Origin of the sequence: Methylobacterium sp. Leaf111, from assembly GCF_001423285.1 — a bacterium.
Classification (GTDB): domain Bacteria; phylum Pseudomonadota; class Alphaproteobacteria; order Rhizobiales; family Beijerinckiaceae; genus Methylobacterium.
Genome location: NZ_LMNE01000001.1, coordinates 253,428 through 273,416 on the forward strand (window position 1 = coordinate 253,428; position 19,989 = coordinate 273,416).

Annotated in this window: 22 protein-coding genes; 11 read left to right on the top strand and 11 right to left on the bottom strand. The window is 70.7% G+C overall.

Going from position 1 to position 19,989, the window contains the following annotated elements; genetic code table 11:
* Positions 1-24: 24 nt before the first annotated feature.
* Positions 25-477 carry a DNA polymerase III subunit chi gene (locus ASF41_RS01020; RefSeq protein WP_056269888.1) on the bottom strand — a complete coding sequence of 151 codons (453 nt, stop codon included), beginning with the start codon at positions 475-477 and terminating at the stop codon, positions 25-27.
* 351 nt (positions 478-828) lie between these two features.
* Here ASF41_RS01020 and ASF41_RS01025 point away from each other — a divergent pair, with 351 nt between their 5' ends.
* Together ASF41_RS01025 and ASF41_RS01030 are read left to right on the top strand one after the other, a co-directional pair.
* Positions 829-1,692 (top strand): alpha/beta fold hydrolase, encoded by an 864-nt coding sequence (locus ASF41_RS01025; protein WP_244479512.1) that lies wholly within the window; start codon positions 829-831, stop codon positions 1,690-1,692.
* A 169-nt stretch (positions 1,693-1,861) separates the two neighbouring features.
* Complete coding sequence (locus tag ASF41_RS01030) at positions 1,862-2,092, top strand: hypothetical protein (RefSeq protein WP_056216844.1); 231 nt, start codon at positions 1,862-1,864, stop codon at positions 2,090-2,092.
* Between the two features lie 10 nt (positions 2,093-2,102).
* On the opposite strand, the gene ASF41_RS01035 is transcribed toward ASF41_RS01030, so the two are convergent.
* The 5 genes from ASF41_RS01035 to tpiA form a co-directional block, all read right to left on the bottom strand.
* Positions 2,103-2,405 (bottom strand): hypothetical protein, encoded by a 303-nt coding sequence (locus tag ASF41_RS01035; protein ID WP_056490127.1) that lies wholly within the window; start codon positions 2,403-2,405, stop codon positions 2,103-2,105.
* A 236-nt stretch (positions 2,406-2,641) separates the two neighbouring features.
* Positions 2,642-4,270, bottom strand: coding sequence for a CTP synthase (locus tag ASF41_RS01040; protein WP_056216838.1), 1,629 nt, complete (start codon positions 4,268-4,270; stop codon positions 2,642-2,644).
* Positions 4,271-4,529: 259 nt separating this feature from the next.
* Positions 4,530-4,970 carry a preprotein translocase subunit SecG gene (gene secG, locus ASF41_RS01045; protein ID WP_056269897.1) on the bottom strand — a complete coding sequence of 147 codons (441 nt, stop codon included), beginning with the start codon at positions 4,968-4,970 and terminating at the stop codon, positions 4,530-4,532.
* Positions 4,971-5,178: 208 nt separating this feature from the next.
* Entirely contained in the window at positions 5,179-5,937 is a 759-nt protein-coding gene (locus ASF41_RS01050) for a GNAT family N-acetyltransferase (RefSeq protein WP_056490130.1), read from the bottom strand.
* An 80-nt stretch (positions 5,938-6,017) separates the two neighbouring features.
* Positions 6,018-6,782: a triose-phosphate isomerase gene (gene tpiA, locus ASF41_RS01055; RefSeq protein WP_056490133.1), complete on the bottom strand. Its 765-nt coding sequence runs from the start codon at positions 6,780-6,782 to the stop codon at positions 6,018-6,020.
* A 176-nt stretch (positions 6,783-6,958) separates the two neighbouring features.
* Here tpiA and ASF41_RS01060 point away from each other — a divergent pair, with 176 nt between their 5' ends.
* The 7 genes from ASF41_RS01060 (at position 6,959) to glp (ending at position 14,772) form a co-directional block, all read left to right on the top strand.
* Entirely contained in the window at positions 6,959-8,863 is a 1,905-nt protein-coding gene (locus ASF41_RS01060; RefSeq protein ID WP_056382535.1) for a peptidylprolyl isomerase, read from the top strand.
* A 7-nt stretch (positions 8,864-8,870) separates the two neighbouring features.
* Positions 8,871-10,394 (top strand): anthranilate synthase component I, encoded by a 1,524-nt coding sequence (trpE, locus tag ASF41_RS01065; protein WP_056490135.1) that lies wholly within the window; start codon positions 8,871-8,873, stop codon positions 10,392-10,394.
* Between the two features lie 63 nt (positions 10,395-10,457).
* Positions 10,458-11,072, top strand: a complete 615-nt coding sequence (locus ASF41_RS01070) for an aminodeoxychorismate/anthranilate synthase component II (protein ID WP_056216817.1) — start codon at positions 10,458-10,460, stop codon at positions 11,070-11,072.
* Positions 11,073-11,136: 64 nt separating this feature from the next.
* On the top strand, positions 11,137-12,162 hold the full coding sequence (gene trpD / locus ASF41_RS01075) for an anthranilate phosphoribosyltransferase (protein ID WP_056350526.1): 1,026 nt from the start codon (positions 11,137-11,139) through the stop codon (positions 12,160-12,162).
* 9 nt (positions 12,163-12,171) lie between these two features.
* On the top strand, positions 12,172-13,023 hold the full coding sequence (gene trpC, locus ASF41_RS01080) for an indole-3-glycerol phosphate synthase TrpC (RefSeq protein WP_056490138.1): 852 nt from the start codon (positions 12,172-12,174) through the stop codon (positions 13,021-13,023).
* A gap of 10 nt (positions 13,024-13,033) precedes the next feature.
* Complete coding sequence (gene moaC, locus ASF41_RS01085) at positions 13,034-13,519, top strand: cyclic pyranopterin monophosphate synthase MoaC (RefSeq protein WP_056216808.1); 486 nt, start codon at positions 13,034-13,036, stop codon at positions 13,517-13,519.
* Between the two features lie 35 nt (positions 13,520-13,554).
* Positions 13,555-14,772, top strand: a complete 1,218-nt coding sequence (gene glp / locus ASF41_RS01090; RefSeq protein WP_056490141.1) for a gephyrin-like molybdotransferase Glp — start codon at positions 13,555-13,557, stop codon at positions 14,770-14,772.
* A gap of 14 nt (positions 14,773-14,786) precedes the next feature.
* On the opposite strand, the gene ASF41_RS26380 is transcribed toward glp, so the two are convergent.
* The 3 genes from ASF41_RS26380 to ASF41_RS01100 form a co-directional block, all read right to left on the bottom strand.
* The gene (locus ASF41_RS26380) at positions 14,787-14,921 is read right to left on the bottom strand and encodes a hypothetical protein (protein ID WP_280138118.1); all 135 of its coding nucleotides are present in this window, start codon (positions 14,919-14,921) and stop codon (positions 14,787-14,789) included.
* Between the two features lie 71 nt (positions 14,922-14,992).
* The gene (locus tag ASF41_RS01095) at positions 14,993-16,153 is read right to left on the bottom strand and encodes a hypothetical protein (RefSeq protein ID WP_348271617.1); all 1,161 of its coding nucleotides are present in this window, start codon (positions 16,151-16,153) and stop codon (positions 14,993-14,995) included.
* Between the two features lie 3 nt (positions 16,154-16,156).
* The gene (locus ASF41_RS01100; RefSeq protein ID WP_056490143.1) at positions 16,157-17,527 is read right to left on the bottom strand and encodes an RsmB/NOP family class I SAM-dependent RNA methyltransferase; all 1,371 of its coding nucleotides are present in this window, start codon (positions 17,525-17,527) and stop codon (positions 16,157-16,159) included.
* Between the two features lie 83 nt (positions 17,528-17,610).
* On the opposite strand from ASF41_RS01100, the gene ASF41_RS01105 reads away from it, so the two are divergent.
* Positions 17,611-17,838 carry a DUF1674 domain-containing protein gene (locus ASF41_RS01105; protein ID WP_056216798.1) on the top strand — a complete coding sequence of 76 codons (228 nt, stop codon included), beginning with the start codon at positions 17,611-17,613 and terminating at the stop codon, positions 17,836-17,838.
* A gap of 176 nt (positions 17,839-18,014) precedes the next feature.
* The gene (locus tag ASF41_RS01110) at positions 18,015-18,323 is read left to right on the top strand and encodes a cupin domain-containing protein (protein ID WP_056216795.1); all 309 of its coding nucleotides are present in this window, start codon (positions 18,015-18,017) and stop codon (positions 18,321-18,323) included.
* 117 nt (positions 18,324-18,440) lie between these two features.
* On the opposite strand, the gene ASF41_RS01115 is transcribed toward ASF41_RS01110, so the two are convergent.
* Together ASF41_RS01115 and bluB are read right to left on the bottom strand one after the other, a co-directional pair.
* Complete coding sequence (locus tag ASF41_RS01115; protein WP_056382547.1) at positions 18,441-18,971, bottom strand: L,D-transpeptidase; 531 nt, start codon at positions 18,969-18,971, stop codon at positions 18,441-18,443.
* A gap of 195 nt (positions 18,972-19,166) precedes the next feature.
* Positions 19,167-19,799: a 5,6-dimethylbenzimidazole synthase gene (gene bluB, locus ASF41_RS01120; protein ID WP_244479513.1), complete on the bottom strand. Its 633-nt coding sequence runs from the start codon at positions 19,797-19,799 to the stop codon at positions 19,167-19,169.
* Between the last annotated feature and the right edge of the window lie 190 nt (positions 19,800-19,989).

Sequence of the window (19,989 nt, forward strand, 5' to 3'; positions counted from 1 at the left end):
GATGGTCGGAATGCGGCAGCGACGTCAGGCCTTCTTCTGCCAACGGCCGTCGTCGTCCTGCTGCCAATAGGCGATCGTGTGTCCGGCGGCCTTCGCCTCCTTCCACTGCGCACGGGCGCGCAGGAGGGACTCCTGGTCGGTGCCGTCGAACAGCACGCAGATGCGTGCATAGTCGGCGGCATCGGGCGGCAGGTCGGCGCCCTCCACCAGGAAGCGGATCGACGCGGCGTTCGGGTTCGCATCCTTCAGGGTCAGCACGACGGGCTGGCTGGCCGCGTCGACGTCGCGATCGGTCCCATGCGGCAGGAAGCTGTCGTCGCTGTAGGTCCAGAGCTGGTCGTCCAGGGCCTGGAGCCGCTCCTCGCTGGCCGCCTGGATGGCCGCACGCCACTGGCGCTCCAGAGAGCGCTCCAGCAGGTTCGGGAGCACCTTTTCGAGGGGCTGGTTCTGGAGGTGATAGAACAGGATCTCGGTCACAGGCTGCAAGGTAGTCCGACGCTGCGCCAAAGCCAGCCGCATGGCCGCGCGCCGCGCCTCTTCCGGCGCGCGAATCCGCGCGTGAAAACCGCGCAGGTGCGGTCTCAGAACAGAACCGGCGGCCCTCCCGCGCGTCACCGTTCGAGGACGCGGCGGGCAATCTGCCGGAACCGTCGGGGGAAGGACCACCATGCCACACGGACATGCGCCGAACGATCGGCACCGGGTGATGACGGGCGCCTCGAGCGGACGGGGGCTCACCGCGTCCGCATCCCCCGCCGGGCGGAACCGGCGTTAGGCCTGATGGAGATCGCACCCATCGCCAGCCCGGTCGGGAGGATCTCACCCGCGGTGTCCGAGCGCCTCGTGCCACGATCGACCATCGACCTGCACGAGGGGCGTACGCTCGCCTACGCCGAAGCCGGGACCGGATCGCCCGTCGTGCTCATCCACGGGACGCTGATGTCCCTGGAAGACATGTGGCTCGGCCTGGTGCCTCACCTCGCCGAGCGGTTCCGGGTCATCGCCGTCGACCGTCCGGGCCATGGTTTCAGCCGGCGCCGGGGCGCGGCCGACGCCGATCTCTGGCGGCAGGCCGCCCTGATCCGGGAGGGCGTTCGGGCGCTCGGCCTGGAGCGGCCGATCATCGTCGGGCATTCCTTCGGTGGCGCGCTGGCGCTGGCGTACGGCCTTCGGTTTCCCGACGAGATCGCCGGTGTCGTCGCCCTGGCGCCGATCTGCTTTCCCGAGCCGCGCCTGGAACACCTGCTGTTCGGCCCTCGGGCGGTGCCGGGTGGGCGTTTCGCGTCCGACCTCCTCGGGCGCACGATGGACCCTGCGCTGCTGCCGCTCCTGTGGAACGCGATGTTTTTGCCGGCCACGATGCCGCCGGGCTACGCCGCCGCCAATCCGTTCGGGCTGGCCGGCACCGCAGACCAGCTGGTGGCCGAAGGCGAAGACGCGGCCGGCCTGATGGTCGGCCTGACCCGAAACGCGCTGGCGTATCCGGCCTGCCGGGTACCCGTCCGGATTCTCGGCGGCGATTCGGATCTCGTCGTCAGCACGCCGCGACACGGCTCTTGGGCCTCGCGGCTCATCCCGGGGGCCGCGTTCACCCTCCTGGCGGGGACCGGTCACATGCTGCACCACCAGCATCCCGACGACGTCGTGAACGCGGTCCGTGCCATCGCCGGTCACGATCCCGCGCAGGGTTGATCGAATTCGCGCGCCGCACGTTTTCGCTCAGCGTTTGTCAACCGGAAGCCATTATTGCGGTGCACACGCAACCCGTCGGCGCACCCACCGGCGCCGCACGGCTCCCATCTCCCAATCTCGCCGGATGCCCGAAGCCGGGTGCCGAGCGACCAGCCAAGGATCTCATCCCGTGAGCTTCACCGTCAGCGCGCGCGTCCTGGAGCGGTGCTTCAGTTTCCGCCACAGCTCCGTCCTGGGCGCCGTGGAGCAGGGCTGGTCGCTGATGATCGCGGGGATGACCGAGGTGCGGATCACCGACGCCTCGGGACGCGTCCACTGCCCGAACGCCCTGCATCAGCACCTGTTCGGACCGCGCGAGACGGCGCGGCCCGACTCGGATGTCATCGCGCTGGCGGCGTGAGCCGCGCGCGTCAGCGCTGAACGGTCCGCCCACCGAAGGTCGAGAACGACTCGTCGATGACGCCTTTCTGCGCGGCCTCGGCGTCGACCCGAACCTGGATCGCCCCCGTCAGCGCAGGCTCCCCTTCGGTCTCGCCCTTGCTCCGGCCGTCCTCCAGATCGCCCCCCGCCTGTTCCGTACCGGCGCTGTTGCGATCGCCCGCCACCACAACCGTGATCGCGTTCCGGTCGATGCCGTGCTCCTGAACGAGGTGTTCCACGCTCATCTCGGCATCGCGGCGGGTTTCGAAATCGGCGGTGAAGATCGGCGGCATTCCTTGACTCCCTGTGGGGCAGCGACCCCGTGTGAACAGTCAATGGAGCAACGGGGGCGACGTTCCCCAGGAGCCGGGCGCCGCCGTACCCGCCCGGGCGATGCCCGGGAGGCATGGGTCTGAGCCCGGCCGGAACAGCCGTCCGTCGGCCCGACCGTCGCTCCCGCAAGCCGGGAACGACGCGTCAGGCCGCAGGCCTCTGAAGACGGTCGGTGCGCGGCCGTTCCGATACCTGGCTAGACCAGACGGCTCTGGACGATGGCAGCGCCGATGAAGCTCTTGAAGAGCGGATGCGGCTCGAACGGGCGGGACTTCAGTTCCGGATGGAACTGCACGCCGATGAACCAGGGATGCCCGACATGCTCGACGGTCTCCGGCAGGAGTCCGTCCGGCGAGAGGCCCGAGAAGCGCAGGCCCTTCGCCTCCAGGCACTCGCGATAGGCCATGTTGACCTCGTAGCGGTGGCGGTGGCGCTCGGAAATGTCGGTGGTGCCGTAGATCTCGGCGATCTTCGAATCCGGCCGCAGGCTCGCCTGATAGGCGCCGAGGCGCATGGTGCCGCCGAGGTCGCCGGCCGCGGCGCGGCGCTCGAGCTCATTGCCCTTCAGCCATTCGGTCAGGAGCCCGACCACAGGCTCGCGGGTCTCGCCGAACTCGGTCGAGTTGGCCTCCGCGACGCCGGCGAGCGCCCGGGCCGCTTCGATGACCGCCATCTGCATGCCGAAGCAGATGCCGAAATACGGGATCTTGCGCTCGCGGGCGTAACGCGCCGCACGGATCTTGCCCTCCGCGCCGCGCTGGCCGAAGCCGCCCGGGACGAGGATGCCGTGGATGCCCTCGAGGAACGGTGCGGGATCCTCGCGCTCGAACACCTCGGCTTCGATCCACTCGAGGTTGACCTTGACCCGATGCGCGATGCCGCCGTGGGTCAGCGCCTCGGTGAGCGACTTGTAGGCGTCCTTGAGGCCCGTGTACTTGCCCACGATGGCGATGGAGACCTCGCCCTCGGGGTTCTTCACCCGCTCCGAGATCGTGCGCCAACGCGACAGGTCCGGCTCGTCCTGCGAGGGCAGGCCGAAATGCGCCAGCACCTCCCGGTCGAGACCGGCTTCGCGGTAGGAGAGCGGCACGTCGTAGATCGAGGCGACGTCGCGGGCCTCGATCACGGCGGTCTCGCGGACGTTGCAGAACAGGCCGAGCTTGCGCCGCTCGTCCGTCGGGATCGGCCGGTCGCAGCGGCAGAGCAGCATGTCGGGCTGGATGCCGATGGAGCGCAGCTCCTTCACCGAGTGCTGGGTCGGCTTGGTCTTCAGCTCCCCGGCGGAGGGGATGTAGGGCAGCAGGGTCAGGTGCACGAAGGCGGTGGCGCCGCGGGGCAGTTCCTGCCCGAGCTGCCGGATCGCCTCGAAGAACGGCAAGCCCTCGATGTCGCCGACCGTGCCGCCGATCTCGACCAGCACGAAGTCGAAGGCCTCGTTCCCCTCGAGGACGAAGTCCTTGATCGCGTTGGTCACGTGCGGGATCACCTGGATCGTCGCGCCGAGGTAATCGCCGCGCCGCTCCTTGGTGATGATGTCGAGGTAGATCCGCCCGGTGGTGATGTTGTCGGCCCGGGTCGCGGCGAGGCCGGTGAAGCGCTCGTAATGCCCGAGGTCGAGGTCGGTCTCGGCGCCGTCGTCGGTGACGAACACCTCGCCGTGCTGCGTCGGGCTCATCGTGCCCGGATCGACGTTCAAGTAAGGGTCGAGCTTGCGCAGGCGGACCTTGTAGCCCCGGGCCTGCAGCAGGGCCGCGAGCGCCGCCGATGCGAGACCCTTGCCCAGCGAGGAAACCACGCCGCCGGTGATGAATACGTACCGCGTCATGGGCCTCGGTCCATAAACAAGGGAGAACGATTCGCCAAACAACAAAAACGCCTATCCCCCGCGATACCTGCGCATGCGCGGCGAGGACGTCGTTCGATCGGCGTTGCAACGAGGAGCGGCGTCCGAGCACTTGTCCGAGCACTTGGACGCCGGGTATCTGGATAACCCCGCGGTTCACCTCGACCCGACCGGGCCCGGCGACCTCGCCGCGGTCACGACTCGGTCGAAGGCCCCCTCCGTCGGGCCATCGACCGGCCGGTCAGCGCGACTGCGGGGCCTGCGGCACGGCCGGCTGGGCCGGCGCGGTCTCGGGCACCTGCGCCGGGGTGCCGGGCGCCGAAGTCCCACTCGCCGGAGTCCCGGGCTGGGTGCCGCTCTGACCCCGCAGGGTGTCGAGCAGGTTGCCGGCATTCGGCTGGGTCGCGGGCTGGCTGGTCCCGGTTCCTTCCAGGATCGAACGCGGGGCCGCACTCCGGTGCGACAGGATCGCGAGCGCCATGCTGGTGGTGAAGAACAGGGCGGCGAGGATGGCCGTCGCGCGGGTCAAGGCGTTGGCCTGTCCGCGCCCCGTCATGAAACCCGCCACGCCGCCGCTCCCGCCGCCGCCGAGGCCGAGACCGCCCTCGGAGCGCTGGAGAAGGACCACGGCGATGAGGCCGAGGACGACGATGAGATGGATCGAGATCAGAACGGTCTGCATCGGGTTTCCGGAAGCTTCATCATCCGCGCGCCGGTTCCGAGGAGAGACCCGGGCACGAATGCGTTACGGGCCGGTGAGTCCTGGCGCCGCCGACATGTCCGCGGGGCCATACACCAGATGGCCCCGCGCGCCAACCGGACCGATGCTTCGGAACCGCGTCGGCCGGCGCGGCAATCCTTCGAACCCCGGAGTTATCGCGGAGGCAGCCCTAGTCCCGGCGGCGGTAGCGATAGCCGTAGAGGCTGCGCGAGAACCCGAGCCCGGCATAGAGGGCGCGCGCCGGCGCATTCTCGGCGACCACCTGCAGGCAGGCCCCGGTCGCCCCCTCCCGCCGGGCCCAGGCCATCAGGGCCACGATCAGGCTGCGCGCATGGCCCGCCCGGCGATGGGACGGGTGCGTCGCGACGGATTCGAACACGAGGATCCCGCGATGCAGGACGCCGTAGGCGACGGCCACCGTCCGGTTCGCCTCGATCCGCCGCGCGAACATCCGGGGCAGGATCAGACACGCGATCGAGTCGTGGTAGGTCCGCAGGGCGACCTCGGACACCACGCCCTCGCAGGCGGCCCGCGCCGCCAGCCACGCCGCGTCCGGGGCATTGTCGAGGGCGACGCCCTCCGCCCCGTCGCGGTCGTCCGGCGGAAGCTCGGCGAAGAGCGTGCAGGCCTCGCCCTCGGACCGATAGCCGAGACCGTCGAGCAGGACATCCATCTCGGGGACGAGATCCGGAACCCGGACGATCAGTGGGCGACCGAGGTTCCGGTAGAGGCTCTCGGCCTCCGCGACGATGCGGGCGGGATCGTCGCGCCAGCCGCGCAGGGGATTGAGGGAGTTCGTCCGACGGGTCGGACCGCCCGAGGCCCGCAGGATCCAGCCGCCGAGGCCGATCTCCAGCGGCGAGGGTCGGGCGTTGCGGCAGGCCTCCTCGACGACCCAGGCCCGATCCGCGTCCGATTGCCGGATCATGTCCGCCGACGAACCATGGGCCACTCCCGCCGAAACCCCGGGACCGAATCCGAACGAACTGGGATTTTTCGGCTCGATCCCTAGCGCAGGTAGGCGCGGGCGATGCCGAGGAAGTCGTCGGCGACCAGGCTGGCGCCGCCGACCAGCGCGCCGTCGACGTTGTCCACCGCCATCAGTTCGCGGGCGTTGCTCGGCTTGACCGAGCCGCCATAGAGGATGCGCACCGCCTGGGCCTCGGCGCCGATGAGTTGGCCGAGCATCTCGCGCAGCGAGGCATGGACCTCGGCGATGTCGGCCGGGGTCGGCGTCAGGCCGGTGCCGATCGCCCAGACCGGCTCGTAGGCGATGACCGTGTCCTTGGCGGTGGCTCCCTTCGGCACGCCGATCGCGAGCTGCGCGCGCACGATGTCGAGGGTCCGGCCCTCCTCGCGCTCCTCCTTCGTCTCGCCGACGCAGATGATGCCGCAGAGGCCCGCGCGGCGGGCGGCCAGCGCCTTGGCGTGCACGCCATCGTCGGTCTCGTGGTGGTAGGCCCGGCGCTCGGAATGGCCGACGATGACGTAGGAGGCTCCGAGATCGGCCAGCATCTCCGCCGAGATGCTGCCGGTGAAGGCGCCGTTCGGCTTGGCGTGGAGGTTCTGGCCGCCGATGGCGATCGGCGAGCCGTAGGTGGCCGCCACGCAGGAGGCGATCAGCGTGGAGGGCGGGCAGATGAGCACGTCGACCGTGTCGAGCAGGGCGGCGGTCAGGCCGTTGCGGACGGCTTCCACGACGGCGACCGAGCTGCGCAGGCCGTTCATCTTCCAGTTGCCGGCAACCAGCGGCCGTCGCCCCGACTTCGTCATCCCGTCCCTCGCTGCTAAGGCTTCGCTTCGCGGTCGCGCCGGCCCTAACAGAGCCTCAGGATGGGCGCAAACCGCGAACGCCCTTTGCGGTGACAGCACGGATGGTCTATCGCGGGCGACCTTCCCAGGAATGACGGGCGCTTCCGGCGCCCACGCGACGGGTGCCCGGACGTTCGATGCTGCAGAACATGCGCAAGGCCAGCCAGCACTGGCTCGGCAAGATCATCCTCACGGTGGTCTTCACCTTCCTGATCGCCGGCGTGGCGATCTTCGGCGTCGAGGAATTCTTCCGCGCGGGCTCGTCCACCAGCGTGGCCACCGTGGGCCGGGCGCAGATCTCCGCCGAAACGGTGCGCAGCGCCTATCAGAATCAGCTCCAGCGCTACCAGAGCCAGACCCGCCGCACCCTGACGCCCGATCAGGCCCGGGCCCTCGGCATCGACCGCCAGGTGCTCGCGCAGCTCGTCAGCGAAGCCTCCCTCGACCAGCAGACCGCCGCCCTCGGCCTGAGCATCCCCGATGCGGCCGTGCTGCGCGCGATCCAGGAGGAGAAGAGCTTCCAGGGCGCCGACGGCAAGTTCGATCCCGCCCTCTTCTACCAGACGCTTCAGCGCGCCGGCATCAACGAGGCCACTTTCGTGCGCGAGCAGCGCTCGGTCGCCGCCCGCCTGCAGCTCGCCGAGGCGGTCGCGGCCGACCTGCATGTCCCCGAGGCCCTGCGCGAGGCGGTGCACCGCTACACCACCGAGCGCCGTTCGGTCGCCCTGATGATGCTGCCGCCCTCCGTGGCCGGCGAGATCCCGGCGCCCTCCGAGGATGCGGTCAAGGCGTATTATGAGGACAACAAGTTCGCCTTCCGCGCGCCGGAAGCCCGCGCCGTCACCCTGCTGGTCCTCGACCCGCAGGCGATGGCCAAGCCCGAGGCCGTGACCGCCGAGGACATCGCCAAGCGCTACGATTCCGAGAAGGCGCGGTACGGGACGCCGGAGCGTCGCACGATCCAGCAGATCGTGTATCCCGATCAGGCTGCCGCCGAGGCGGCCCGGACGGCAATCGAAGCGGGCGACAAGCCGTTCGAGGCGGCCGCCGCCGAGACCGGCGCCGATGCCAAGAACCTCTCCCTCGGGACGCTCTCGAAGGCGGAGCTGTTCGATCCCGCCGTGGCGGACGCCGCCTTCGCCCTGCCCCCGAACACGGTCAGCGCACCGGTGAAGGGCCGCTTCGGCACCGTCCTCCTGCGCGTCACCGCCATCGAGCCGGGAACGGTGAAACCGCTGGCCGAGGTCTCCGCGGACATCGCCAAGACCATCGCCCTGGAGCGCGCCAACAGCGGCATCGACGCGGCCCACGACGCGATCGAGGACCAGCGTGCCAATTCGAAGCCCCTGGCCGACATCGCCAAGGAGCGCGACCTGCCGCTCCAGACCATTCCGGCCGTCACCGCGCAGGGCCTCGATCCCGCCGGCAGGACCGTCGAGGGCATCCCGGATCGCGACACCACCCTGACCGCCCTGTTCCGGGCCGAGATGGGTGGCGACAACGAGCCCCTGCGCACCAAGACCGGGGGATACATCTGGTACGACGTGACCGGGGTCGACCGCGCCCACGACAAGCCGCTGGATGAGGTGCGCGACGAGGTCGTCGCCCGCTGGCGCGCCGCCGAAGTCCAGAGCCGGCTGCTGGCGAAGGCCAAGGCGCTGTCGGCGCGCCTCGACCAGGGCGAGACCGTCGAGGCCGTCGCCGCGGAAGCGGGCCTGACCGTCCAGAGCCTGACCGACCTGGCCCGCAACCAGGCCCAGGGCGATCTGACGGCCGAGGTTGTCAACCGCGTCTTCGCGACGGCCGTCGACAAGTCGGCTTCCGCAGAGGCCGGCGAGAGCCGCGCCCTGTTCAAGGTCACGGCCGCGACGATGCCGGCCTTCGTTCCCGGCTCGCCGGAGGACGAGGCGATCGGCAAGCGTTTCCAGCCCACCATCGCCGACGATGTCCTGGGTCAGTACATCGGCGACGTGCAGACCTCGGTGGGCGTGACCATCAACCAGGCGGCCTTCCGCCGGGCGATCGGCGGCGGCGAGTACTGAGCCGACGATGTCCGAGGACCCCGCCTTCACGGCCTTCGTCGACGCCTACGAGGCGGGCCGTCCCGCCCTCCTCAACCTCACCCTGGTGGCGGATCTCGAGACGCCCGTCGCCGCCTTCCTGAAGCTGCGGGCCGAGCACCCCGGCACCGCCTTCCTGCTCGAATCCGTCGAGGGGGGCGTCGTGCGCGGACGCTACTCGATGATCGGGCTCGACCCCGACCTGGCCTGGCGCTGCCGCGACGGCCGGGCGGAGATCGCGCGCGGTCCCGACCTGTCGGTGTTCACGCCCGAGGCGGCTGCGCCCCTGGCGAGCCTGCGGGCCCTGATCGCCGAGAGCGCGATCGGCGCGGAGGGCGACACGGATGTGCTGCCGCCGATGGCGGCGGGCCTGTTCGGCTATCTCGGCTACGACATGGTCCGGGCCATGGAAGCCCTCGGACGCCCGAACCCCGATCCGCTCGGCGTGCCGGACGCGATCCTCGTGCGACCGCGCGTGATGGTGGTCTTCGACTCGGTGCGCGACCTGATCACCGTGGTCGGCCCGGTGCGCCCGATCGCCGGAATCGGCGCACGCGCCGCCTACGAGGGGACGTTGGGTCGGCTGGAGCGGGTGGCCGAGATCCTCGAAGGCCCCCTCCCCGTCGAGGCCCGTATCGACCCGCGCGCGATCGCGCATCCCGAGCCGGTCTCGAACACGACGCCCGAAGCGTACCTGGGAATGGTCGCCCGGGCCAAGGAGTACATCGTCGCCGGCGACGTCTTCCAGGTCGTGCTCTCGCAGCGCTTCGAGGCGCCCTTCACCCTGCCGGCCCTGGCCCTCTACCGCTCGCTGCGCCGGACCAACCCGGCCCCGTTCCTGTGCTACCTCGACTTCGAGGATTTCCAGCTCGTCTGCTCGTCGCCCGAGATCCTGGTGCGGGTCCGTGACGGGCGCGTCACCATCCGGCCGATCGCCGGGACGCGCCGGCGCGGCGCGACGCCGGCCGAGGACAAGGCGCTGGCCGAGGAACTGCTGGCCGATCCCAAGGAGCGCTCCGAGCACCTCATGCTGCTCGACCTCGGCCGCAACGATGTCGGCCGCGTCGCGCGCATCGGCAGCGTCACGGTCACGGGTTCGTTCTTCCTCGAGTTCTACAGCCAGGTCATGCACATCGTCTCGAACGTCGAGGGCGACCTCGACCCCAAGCACGATGCCCTCGCGGCCCTCGCCGCTGGCTTCCCGGCCGGAACCGTCTCCGGTGCCCCGAAGGTGCGGGCCATGGAGATCATCGACGAACTCGAGCGCGAGAAGCGCGGCCCCTACGGCGGCTGCATCGGCTATTTCGGCGCGCGCGGCGAGATGGACACCTGCATCGTGCTGCGCACCGCCCTGGTGAAGGACGGCCGCATGCACGTCCAGGCCGGTGCCGGCATCGTCTACGATTCCGATCCGGCCTCCGAACAGCAGGAATGCGTCAACAAGGCCAAGGCCCTGTTCCGCGCGGCCGAGGATGCGGTGGTGTTCGCGAGCCGGGCCCGGCGGGGACAGTAGCGCCCGGTTGACGGGTCGCCGGACTCGCGCCACACCGCCGTCATGCCTGCGCGCGAAGCTCCGATGTCCGACGTCCTCGTCATCGACAATTACGATTCCTTCACCTGGAATCTCGTCCACCTGATCGGCCCCCTCTGCGGGTCGATCGACGTGGTGCGCAACGACGCCATCACCACGCAGGAGATCCGCGCGCGCCGGCCCGACGCCGTGGTGCTGTCGCCGGGACCCTGTTCGCCGAACGAGGCCGGCATCTGCCTCGACGTGGTGAAGGACCTCTCGACCGAGATCCCGATCTTCGGCGTCTGCCTCGGGCTCCAGGCCATCGGGCAGGCCTTCGGCGGCGACGTGGTCCGGGCCCCGACGCCGATGCACGGCAAGGTCTCCAGCATCCAGCATCGGGCCTCGGGCATCTTCCGGGGGCTGAACGGGCCGTTCGACGCCACCCGCTACCATTCCCTGGTGGTGGAGCGCGGCGGCTGCCCGACCGATCTCACCGTCACGGCCGAGGCCGACGGCCTGATCATGGGCCTTCAGCATGCCCATCGGCCCGTCCACGGCGTGCAGTTCCACCCCGAAAGCATCCTGTCGCATCACGGATCGCAGATCCTGCGGAATTTCCTGGACATCGCGGCCACGTGGAATGCGGCGCGTGACAAGGGCCGCGACGGCGTGCATTGACGGGTTACGTCGCCTGTCTGGAATCAATCCGGTTCTCCGTGCCGGACCGTCACGCCCGAGCCACATGGAATCCTTCAAGCCCCTCCTCGCCAAGGTCGCCACCGGCGCGGGCCTGGACCGTGCCGAGGCGCGGCAGGCCTTCGACGATCTGCTCTCGGGCGAGGTCACGCCGGTTCAGGCCAGCGCCTTCCTGACGGCGCTGAAGGTCCGCGGCGAGGCCCCGGACGAGATCGTCGGTGCCGTCGAGGCCATGCGGGCACGGATGCTGCCGGTGCCCGGCGTCGCGGGCGCCGTCGACGTGGTCGGCACCGGCGGCGACCATTCGGGCAGCTACAACGTTTCGACCCTGGCGGCGATCATCACTGCCGCCTGCGGCGTGCCGGTGGCCAAGCACGGCAACCGGGCCGCCACCTCGCGCTCCGGCGCCGCCGACGTGCTCACGGCCCTCGGCGTGCGCATCGGCCTCGCGCCCGACGAGTTGAGCCTGTGCCTCGCCGAGGCGGGCCTGTGCTTCATGTTCGCCCAGACCCACCACGCCGCCATGCGCCACGTGGCCCCGGTGCGGGCCGAACTGCCGATGCGGACGATCTTCAACATGCTGGGCCCGCTGGCGAACCCGGCCGGCGTGCGGCGCCAGCTCTTCGGCGTCTCGTCGCCGGCCTGGGCCGAGCCGCTGACCGGCGTCCTGGCGGAACTCGGCAGCGACCGGGTCTGGACCGTGCACGGCAGCGACGGCCTCGACGAGATCACCGTGACCGGCCCCACCGCCGTGGTGGCGCTGACGGACGGCCGGATCTCGCGCTTCACCATCGATCCGCGCGAGGTCGGCCTGCCGCTCCATGGGCTGGAAGCCCTGCGGGGTGGCGACCCGGAGCACAACGCCGCCGCCCTGGCCGGGGTGCTGGATGGGGCGCGCAACGCCTATCGCGATATCGCCGTCCTCAACGCGGGGGCCGCCCTGGTGGTGGCGGAGGCCGCCGGCACCCTGGCGGAGGGTGTCGTCCGGGCCGGCCAGGCCCTCGACAGCGGCGCCGCGCGTGCCACACTCCGGACGCTGGTCCGTCTCTCGAACCGTCGCTCGAACGCCTGAAAGCCCGTCATGTCCGAGCCCAAATCCGGGTCCGTCCCCGAGACCGCGTCCGCCGAGCGCAAGGACGTGCTGGCCCGCATCGAGACCTACAAGCGGCGTGAGATCGCCGAGGCGAAGCTGCGGGTGCCGCAGACCAAGCTCGAGAAGCGCATCGCCGACGTCACGCCGCCGCGGGGCTTCGCCGAGGCCATCGCGGCGCATATCGCGCAGAAGCGCCCGGCCCTGATCGCCGAGGTGAAGAAGGCCTCGCCCTCCAAGGGCCTGATCCGCGCGGACTTCGACCCGGCCGTCCTCGCCGCCGCCTACGAGGCCGGCGGCGCCACCTGCCTCTCGGTGCTCACCGACACGCCCTCGTTCCAGGGCAGGCCCGAATACCTCACCGAGGCGCGCGCCGCCTGCTCCCTTCCGGTCCTGCGCAAGGACTTCCTGTTCGAGCCCTACCAGGTGTTCGAGGCGCGGGCCTGGGGCGCCGACTGCATCCTGGTCATCATGGCCTGCCTCGAGGACGACGAGGCCGCCGCCCTGGTGGAGACCGCGCACGACCTCGGCATGGACGTGCTAGTCGAGGTCCACGACACCGAGGAGTTGGCGCGGGCCCTGCCCCTCGGCACCCGGCTGGTGGGCATCAACAACCGCAACCTGAAGACCTTCGAGGTCTCTTTCGAGACCGCGATCCGCCTCGCCGCTGGCGTGCCGTCCGACCGGATCGCCGTGGCCGAGAGCGGCATCGCGGGCCATGCCGACGTGGTCCGGCTCGCGGCGGCCGGCCTCGACACCATCCTGGTCGGCGAGAGCCTGATGCGCGAGGCCGACGTGACGGCGGCCACCCGGCGCCTGCTGTTCGGCGACGCCCAGGCCTGAGGACGCGACGATGGCCGAACTCACTCACCTCGACGCGTCCGGCGCGGCCAACATGGTCGACGTGTCCGAGAAGGACGCGACCACCCGCACCGCCCGCGCGACCGGGCTCGTGGTCATGCTGCCCGAAACCCTGCGGCTGATCCGCGAGGGCGACGCCAAGAAGGGCGACGTCATCGGCACGGCGCGGCTCGCCGGCATCATGGCCGCGAAGCGCACCCACGAGCTCATCCCCCTCTGCCATCCCCTCCTGCTCTCGAAGGTGCGCGTCGATTGCGAGCCCGACGACGGCCTTCCGGGCCTTCGGGTGACGGCGGAGGTGAAGGTGCTGGGGCCGACCGGCGTCGAGATGGAGGCGCTGACCGCGGTCTCGGTGGCCTGTCTGACCATCTACGACATGGTGAAGGCGGCCGATCGCGGCATGCGGATCGAGGGCATCCGGCTGCTCGCCAAGGATGGCGGTCGCTCCGGGGCCTACCGCGCCGAGGATCGCGCTTGAGCGGCAGGCCTCCGAAACGGACGGGGTCCGCGGGCATGATCCCGGTCGCCGAGGCGCTGTCGCGGGTTCTCGAAGGCATTCCGGGTCCGGTCGAGACGGAGACCGTCGCGATCGGGCAGGCCGCCGGGCGTACGCTGGCGGCGGAGGTGCGGGCCACCCGGACGCAACCGCCCTTCCCCGCCTCGGCCATGGACGGTTACGCGGTCCGCAGCGCCGACCTCGCGGACGCGCCCGCCACCCTGCGGCTCATCGGGACCAGTGCCGCCGGGCACGGTTTCGCCGGTGTGGTGGGACCCGGTGAGGCCGTGCGGATCTTCACCGGTGCGCCGGTGCCGGAGGGGGCCGACGCGATCCTGATCCAGGAGAACGCAGAGGCGACATCCGACGGCGTGACCGGGCGGGACTCCGTGCCCGCGGGCCGCTTCATCCGCCCGAGCGGCCTCGATTTCCGCGTGGACGATCGCCTGCTCGCCGCCGGAGACGCGCTGGATCCGCGCCGCATCGCCCTCGCGGCCGCCGGAGGCCACGGCCAACTCTGCGTCCGGCGGCGCCCACGGGTGGCCATCCTCGCCACGGGGGACGAGTTGGTGGCCCCCGGGCAACCGGCGCGATGGGACCAGATCGTCGCCTCGAACGGGCTGGCCGTCGCGGCCCTGGTTCGGGAGGCGGGCGCGGAGGCCATCGATCTCGGAATCGCCGGCGACACCCTCGCGGCCCTGGACGACGCGATCCTGCGCGCGGTGGCGGCCGACGCGGACCTCCTGATTACCCTCGGCGGCGCCTCGGTGGGCGACCACGACCTCGTGCAATCGGCCCTGCGGACCCGCGGCCTGGAACTCGGGTTCTGGCGGGTTGCGCTCCGGCCCGGAAAGCCCCTGATGCACGGGCGCCTCGGCCGGATGGCCGTGCTCGGCCTTCCGGGCAACCCCGTGGCCTCGGTGGTCTGCGGATTGCTGTTCGTGGTCCCGGCGATCCGCGCATTGCTGGGCGATCCGCGGGCGTCGGCGGACCTGTCCGAGCCGGCGATCCTGGGCTGCGACCTGTCCGAGAATGACCTGCGCCAGGATTATCTCCGGTCGCGGATCGAGACGGCGCCCGACCGCCTCCCGGTGGTCTACCCCGAGAACCGCCAGGATTCCTCGATGCTCTTCGTCCTGGGAGCGGCCGAAGCGCTGCTGATCCGCGCGCCCCATGCCCCGGCTGCCAGGGCCGGGGAGCCCTGCCGCATCCTGAGGCTCGACCGGCGCCTCTGACGTCTCGGCTGGACCTAGACGAGGTAGAGCGTGGCGTCGGCGCGGAAGACCCGCGGGCAGTGCGCGGCATCGACCCAGATGCGCGCCTGATCGAGACTGATGCTGCGGGACTCGGCGATGTCCTTCAGGGTCATCCAGCGTGACGACATGATCGGCTCCCTCATGGTTAACGAGGCAACGGCCACGGCGGGGGTTTGTTTCCACCTCGGCGAATGATCGCTCAGCGCAGGTATGTGACGCTGTAGAGGGTCCGGCGCAGGGCCTCCTCGTCGACCCAGACGCGGCCGTTCTCGCAGGCCTCGCGCATGGCGGGTCGCATGCGGGCGCAGTATTCGCCGGTGTTGTCCTGCACCCGATATTGGCAGCGACCGCCGACGTTTCGCCGCCCGATGACCGGACTGGCGTGATCCGCGTGGAGATCCGGGTCCTTGGGATCGCGATCCTCCAGCAGGTACCAGCTGTAGCCGATGGTGGGCACGCGACCGTGGTCCAGGGCGTAATCGATCATCGCCAGGATCCGGCTGATCGCCCGCGGGCTCGGGGGCGTCCCCGAATCCCGCATCTCCACGAACTCGGCCTGATTGGCTGCCAGCCGATAGGACACCGGAAGCAGAGGCACGGGCAGGCCGACCCGTCGGCAGCGTGCGTCCACATGCGCGATCCAGCCCGCATTGAAGGTATCGGTCTGAGGGTGGCGAAGATGGGGGACCGTGCCGGCGAGGCTGCGGAAGCTCATCGGCCGGGGCGCCAAGCGGCTGCGATAGCGCAGGCGACGCAGGGTCGACGCGGCGTAGCGATAGCCGTCGTTGGAGGGCAGATCGCGATCCTCGCAGAGGCCGCCGATGTTGTAGAGGAGCGCGGCCGTATCCTCCTCGCCGCCCTCGATCTTGTCGAAGTAGGGCAGCAGCTTCGGGTTGCCGGCAGGCGACATTTCGGCGGCGTTGCGGCTCCAGGCGATGTCGGCGCGCCAGTTCGGGTGTGCCTTCAGGTGCCGGCGCAGGGCCGGGATGGCCGTCAGGCGCTCGGGATCGGCGAAGTAGTATTTCGTGGCGACATCGAGGGGGGCGATCTGGCGCCCCAGCCGATGCGAAATCATGTCGGCGGTGGCGTAGGCGAAGCAGATCGCGCTCTCGCCCTGATTCAGCGGCATCTCACGCGGCGATGGCGACAGTCCGACGTCGCGTGTCCCCTCGTGCTCCGCGAAGGGGATGCTGGTCGCCACCGGCGCACAGGTGGGATTGCGCACGTAGGCCGGCTTCGGCGGCAGGATGCGGAGATCCACCTGCGCCCGGGCGGGCATGGCCCCGACGGCGAGCGATCCCAGCAGGAACAGGACCGGTGCCGCTCCGTGACGGGCGCCGCCGAGCCGGAGCGAGCCCATCGCTCAGGCCTTTCGGCGCAGCCGGCTTGCGAAGAAGCCGTCGAGACCGCCGCTTCGATCCGGTGTGGTGCCGTGGAGGTGGGCGGGCAGGGTCCGCAGGTCGCCGGCGGCATCGATCGGCTCCGACAGGCCACCGAGTTCGGAGGCCTCGACGGGGACCCGCTCGAAATCCGGGTTGCGGGTCAGGAAGGTCGCGACCTGATACTCCCCCTCCTCCCGCTCCAGGGAGCAGGTGCAGTAGACGAGGCGTCCGCCGGGGCGCACCAGGGCGGCGGCCTTGTCGAACAGGCGTTTCTGCAGGCCGATCAGGCGACTGATGTCGCTCTCGGTCTTGGTCCAGGCGACATCGGGGTGCCGCCGCAGGGTACCGGTGGCCGAGCAGGGCGCATCCAGGAGGACGGCATCGAAGGCCCCGTCGTCGGTCAGCGCCAGGGCATCGCCGACCCGGATCTCCGCCTCCAATCCGAGCCGGGCGAAATTCTGCGACAGGCGCTCCAAACGAGGGCTCGACCGGTCCACGGCGAGCACGGACGCCCCCGCAGCGGCGAGCTGTGCGGTCTTGCCGCCGGGGGCGGCACAGAGATCGGCGACCCGCTCGCCGGGGCGGACGGCGAGGAGCCGGGCCGGCAGGGCCGCGGCGGCGTCCTGCACCCACCACTGGCCCTCGGCATAGCCCGGCAGGTCCGCGACGGCGGCGTGGATGTCGTGCAGGCGCACGCTGCCGGTCGGCAGGGCCACGCCGCCGAGGCGTTCCGCCCATTCGGCCGCCGAACCCCGCACCGTGATGTCGAGGGCCGCGCCCTGGAGATGCGCCGCCGCGATGGCGCGGGCCGTCTCCTCGCCGTAGGCGGCGCGCCAGCGGCGAGCGAGCCAGTCGGGGGTGTTGTCGGCCAGGGGATCGCCGGGATCGGCCACGATCTCGGACCGCTCGCGCACGATCCGGCGCAGGACCGCATTCACGAGGCCGGACAGGTGCTGGAGCTGCGGATCGGCCTTGGCGAGGCGCACGCCGAGGTCGACGGCGGCGTGGTCGGGGACGTTCAGATCGAGGATCTGGACGGCGCCGGTGGCCAGGAGCGCCACGAGGCGTGGCTGGTCCTCGGGCAGCCCCTGCGACATGCGGGCGGCGAGCACCCGGCGGAGGAAGCCGAGGCGCCGGAAGGTCGCGGTGGCGATGGCGCGGGCGAGGCCCGCATCGGCGGCGTCGAGGCCGGCGTTCCGGCTGGCCTGCGCCAGGGCATCCTCGAGGGCGAAGCCGCGGGTCTTGCCGATCAGGTCGGCCACCGCGCTGTGCGCGACCTGACGGGCGGCCAGCCCGGCGACGCCGCGATCGATCGGCGCCGTCGGCGCATCCGTGTTGCGGCGTGTCGCCATGAGTGCCACTTCCTGAAGCATGAGCCCGCGCACGGCGGGCCTCCCTGCGATGCCCTTCCACCCGTGACACCGAGATGCAAGCCATGACCAGCCCGGAACCGACGGAAAACGCTGCGGATGAGGCTCCGGCCGAGGGCCGGGCCCTGACGCCGGAGGCGGCGCGGGCGCTGGCGGAGGCGGCGGAGCGGCGGGCGGCGATCGATGCCCATGCCGCCGCGATCGCGGCGAAGCGGGAGCGACAGGGCCGGGGCGGCCTGGAGCCGGTGCGCTACGACGACTGGGAGATCAAGGGTATCGCCGTCGACTTCTAGACTCTGTCGGGTTCATCCCGAACCTGACGGACCCGCGAGGCCCTTCTCGTCGTTCGTCGTTCCGGGATCACTGGTTTCCACTGATCCCTGACAAACTCCGAGGGCGTTTCGTCGCCGGAACGGCGGCGATCCCCTCCCGTTGTTCCGGCCACGGACACACGCCAAGGAGCACGACGATGGCGATCAAGGTTTCGAGCAAGACTGCGGGCGCGGGTCCGCACGGCGAGGTCGCCCTGGCCCGCGGGCAGGTGGTCGCGATGCGGATGTGGCGCGACGAAGCGCCCAGCGCCGACAAGCCCATGGCCAAGCGCCCCTACGAGACGGTCGGCTACGTGATCGCCGGCCGGGCGGAGCTGATCGTCGAGGGCGAGACGGTGCTGCTCGAGCCCGGCGATTCCTGGCTGGTGCCGGAGGGCGCCGAGCATACCTACCGTATCCTCGAGGCCTTCACGGCCGTCGAAGCGACGGCGCCGCCGGCGCGCTAACAACCCCATGGAAGACCCGCGCGGTCGTGTCGAGGTCGCGCGGGTATCCGGTCCGAGAGCCCTGTCTTGCCGTTTGTCTTTTCGGGATAACCGGTTTCCCCCGATCCCCAACGAACGCTAGCGGGTGACGTAGACCTGCGTGCCCACCGAGACGCGTTCGTAGAGGTCGGCGATGTCCTGGTTGTACATCCGGATGCAGCCGTAGGACGCGTAGGTGCCGATCGAGCTCGGCCGGTTGGTGCCGTGAATGGCGTACTCGCCGCCGGCCAGGGTCATCGCCGCGACGCCCATCGGGTTGGAGGGCGAGCCGCCGGCGATGACGGCGGGCAGACGGGGGTTGTCGCGCTTGACCTCCCGCGGCGGCGACCAGGCCGGCTCCACGTACTTGCCGTCGATCTGGGTGGCGCCGCTCCACTGCTTGCCGGGCTTGCCGACCGCGACGGGGTAGCGGATCGCCGTACCGTCGCCGTTGACGAGGTAGAGCCGGCGCTCGGTGGTGCGCACGATGATCGAGCCCGGCATCACGCCGTCGTGGAAGGCCACGACCTCCCGGGCCTGGGCGGGTGCCCCCAGGAGCGTTGCACCGAGGGCAGCGCCAAGGACCGCCGCAGCCCCTGCGCGAGGGTGAACCGTGCCGTGCCGAACCATGACCTGTCTCTCCGAAAGCGTGACCGTTTGCCCGAGCATCAAGCGCGCAGGCAGGTTCTCGTTCCGGTAAAACGAAGCAGAGGAGCGCGGACAATACGCAGGATTCCGGCAGCGCGGTAAAGCACGGCCCGCGAAATCCCAACAAAGCTCGCGCTTCGCCTTCGGACTTCCTTGACTCTGTCAGGTCCCGGAGGGTCAGCGCTCGATCAGGGGCATTCCGGTGCCCAGGCGCTGCTGCCAGCCATGGCGTACGAGTTCCGGGTCCTCGTGTTCCTCCACGGGAAAGCCGACGCACAGATAGGCGACGAGGCTCCAGGTGCAGGGCACCTCCAGGATCTCGCAGACCGTGCCGGGCTCGAGGATAGAGACCCAGCCCACGCCGAGGCCATGGGCCCGGGCGGCGAGCCAGAAGGTCTGGACGGCTGTAACCACGGAGTAGCGCAGCATCTCCGGCATGGTCGCGCGCCCAAGGCCGTGCCCGGTGGCGGTGGCCTCGTCGCAGAACACCGCGAGATGGACCGGGGCCTCGCGCAGGCCGGCGAGCTTCAGGCGGACATAGGCCTCCCGCTGCTCGGCCGCGTAGGACTCGGCGGCGGCGGCGTTGCAGCGCTCGAAGCTGGCGAGCACCCGGGCCCGGCGCGCCGGCTCCGCGACCCGCACGAAGCGCCAGGGCTGGCTGTTGCCGACGGACGGACTGAAGCAGGCGAGATCGAGGCAGCCGCGCAGCAGCGCCTCGTCCACCGGATCGGTCCGGAACCGGCGCACGTCGCGGCGCCAGGCGAACAGGGTCGCGAGCGTCTGGCGAAACTCGGCATCGAAGCTGACCACGACCCGTCCCCGGCGGTAAATTCACCCCTTCATAGACGGAGTTTCTCCGCGCGGCAGAGTTTTCGCGCAAGTTCTGTCACGCAAGATCTGTCGGGCGAGACCTTCCACACGAGACCTGCCGCACGAGACCTGCCGCACGAGACCTGCCGCACGAGACCTGCCGCACGAGACCTGCCGCACGAGACCTGCC

Bases quoted from the DNA above. Each gene is read 5' to 3' on its own strand.
- ASF41_RS01095 (WP_348271617.1), bottom strand. From the start codon at position 16,153: ATGGGCTCGCTCCGGCTCGGCGGCGCCCGTCACGGAGCGGCACCGGTC.
- ASF41_RS01115 (WP_056382547.1), bottom strand. From the start codon at position 18,971: ATGGTTCGGCACGGCACGGTTCACCCTCGCGCAGGGGCTGCGGCGGTC.
- secG (WP_056269897.1), bottom strand. From the start codon at position 4,970: ATGCAGACCGTTCTGATCTCGATCCATCTCATCGTCGTCCTCGGCCTC.
- ASF41_RS01070 (WP_056216817.1), top strand. From the start codon at position 10,458: ATGTCCGACGTCCTCGTCATCGACAATTACGATTCCTTCACCTGGAAT.
- trpE (WP_056490135.1), top strand. From the start codon at position 8,871: ATGTCCGAGGACCCCGCCTTCACGGCCTTCGTCGACGCCTACGAGGCG.
- ASF41_RS01100 (WP_056490143.1), bottom strand. From the start codon at position 17,527: ATGGCGACACGCCGCAACACGGATGCGCCGACGGCGCCGATCGATCGC.
- glp (WP_056490141.1), top strand. From the start codon at position 13,555: ATGATCCCGGTCGCCGAGGCGCTGTCGCGGGTTCTCGAAGGCATTCCG.
- moaC (WP_056216808.1), top strand. From the start codon at position 13,034: ATGGCCGAACTCACTCACCTCGACGCGTCCGGCGCGGCCAACATGGTC.
- ASF41_RS26380 (WP_280138118.1), bottom strand. From the start codon at position 14,921: ATGTCGTCACGCTGGATGACCCTGAAGGACATCGCCGAGTCCCGCAGC.
- ASF41_RS01060 (WP_056382535.1), top strand. From the start codon at position 6,959: ATGCTGCAGAACATGCGCAAGGCCAGCCAGCACTGGCTCGGCAAGATC.
- ASF41_RS01050 (WP_056490130.1), bottom strand. From the start codon at position 5,937: ATGATCCGGCAATCGGACGCGGATCGGGCCTGGGTCGTCGAGGAGGCC.
- ASF41_RS01035 (WP_056490127.1), bottom strand. From the start codon at position 2,405: ATGCCGCCGATCTTCACCGCCGATTTCGAAACCCGCCGCGATGCCGAG.
- ASF41_RS01110 (WP_056216795.1), top strand. From the start codon at position 18,015: ATGGCGATCAAGGTTTCGAGCAAGACTGCGGGCGCGGGTCCGCACGGC.
- ASF41_RS01040 (WP_056216838.1), bottom strand. From the start codon at position 4,270: ATGACGCGGTACGTATTCATCACCGGCGGCGTGGTTTCCTCGCTGGGC.
- trpD (WP_056350526.1), top strand. From the start codon at position 11,137: ATGGAATCCTTCAAGCCCCTCCTCGCCAAGGTCGCCACCGGCGCGGGC.
- tpiA (WP_056490133.1), bottom strand. From the start codon at position 6,782: ATGACGAAGTCGGGGCGACGGCCGCTGGTTGCCGGCAACTGGAAGATG.
- trpC (WP_056490138.1), top strand. From the start codon at position 12,172: ATGTCCGAGCCCAAATCCGGGTCCGTCCCCGAGACCGCGTCCGCCGAG.
- ASF41_RS01105 (WP_056216798.1), top strand. From the start codon at position 17,611: ATGACCAGCCCGGAACCGACGGAAAACGCTGCGGATGAGGCTCCGGCC.